1 protein-coding gene is annotated in these 1,403 nt (G+C 69.0%); it reads left to right on the top strand.

Translation table 11 applies throughout. The features are described 5' to 3' along the window. The first annotated feature begins 153 nt into the window (after nt 1-153). Nucleotides 154-1,395 (top strand): IS701 family transposase, encoded by a 1,242-nt coding sequence (locus tag AB0J67_RS41145; protein ID WP_363491258.1) that lies wholly within the window; start codon nt 154-156, stop codon nt 1,393-1,395. Nucleotides 1,396-1,403 lie beyond the last annotated feature (8 nt).

Here is a 1,403-nt window from a genome sequence, read left to right on the forward strand (position 1 = left end):
TAGTACGGCAGTGCCGGTTCGTGCTCTGAGCTGCCCGGATGCGTGAGGGCGGCCACCGCCTGATCATCGAATGTTGTGGACAAGTCGATAAGCAAGACGGTGGCCGCTGCGCATAGCGTAGGGCCTGACGCATCACGGGTGTTCGACGAGGTGATGGACCGGATCGCGGGCCGGTTCACGCGGGTCGAGCCGCGGCTGGTGGCCAGGGATTTCGTGCGGGCGCTGATGGCGGCGGTGGACAGGAAGAACTGCTGGCAGCTGGCCGAGGCGGCCGGGCATGAGCGGCCCTCGCGGATGCAGCGGCTGCTGCGGGAGGCGGTGTGGGACGCCGAGGCCGTGGCCGCTGATCTGCGCAGCACCGTGGTCGGCGGGTTGGCGCACCCGGACGCAGTCCTGGTGGTCGACGAGACCGGGTTCTTGAAGAAGGGCGTGTACTCGGTCGGGGTCCAGCGCCAGTACTGCGGGACCGCCGGTCGGATCGAGAACAGCCAGGTCGCGGTCTTCCTGGCCTATGCGTCGCCGCGAGGTCGGGCACTGGTCGACCGCAGGTTGTACGTGCCGAAATCGTGGACCGTCGACGCCGACCGCTGCGTGCAGGCCGGCATCCCGCCAGGCCTGGAGTTCGCAACCAAGCCGGCCCTGGCTCTGCAGATGATCGACGCGGCGGTCGCCGCGGGCGTGCAGGTCGGGTTCGTCACCGCCGATGAGGCCTACGGCCGCGACCCGGCGCTGCGACAACGACTACGTGAGCTGGGCATCGGCTACGTCCTGGCCGTGGCCCGCAACCACTACGCCCAGGTCACCACGGTGGTCAAGGAGCGTGTCGACGTGACCGAGTCGTGGCTGTCGGAGCTGGCCTGGCAGCGACGCAGCTGCGGACCCGGCTCCAAAGGTGAGCGCTTCTACGACTGGGCGTGGGTCGGCATCCACGACGACGGACCCGGCCTGCACAGCCTGCTCATCCGCCGCAACAGCGACGGCGACCTCGCGTTCTACCGCTGCTGGACCCCGCGACCGGCACCGCTGCGGTCCCTGGTCCGGGTCGCGGGCAGCAGGTGGGCGGTGGAGGAGACGTTCCAGATCGCGAAGGGGCAGGTCGGCCTTGACCAGTACCAGTGCCGGACCTGGACCTCATGGCACCGGTTCACGATCTTGGCGATGCTGGCCTTGGCAGTCCTGACCCTCACCACCCTGGCCCTGGCCAGTACCCCTACGGCCGAGATGGTCGCCCTGACCGTCGCCGAGACTCGGCGCCTGATCAACGCGCTGCACCACACGCCACCCGACATCGGCCGCCTGCTGCGCTGGTCCTACTGGCGACGCCGACACCAAGCCCTCGCACGGACCAGCCACTACCGCCAGCGCGAGTTACAGCAGCTCAACCGTCAAACGTGACTGCCGTA

The sequence above is a fragment of the Catellatospora sp. NPDC049609 genome (assembly GCF_040675365.1).
Lineage (GTDB): Bacteria > Actinomycetota > Actinomycetes > Mycobacteriales > Micromonosporaceae > Catellatospora.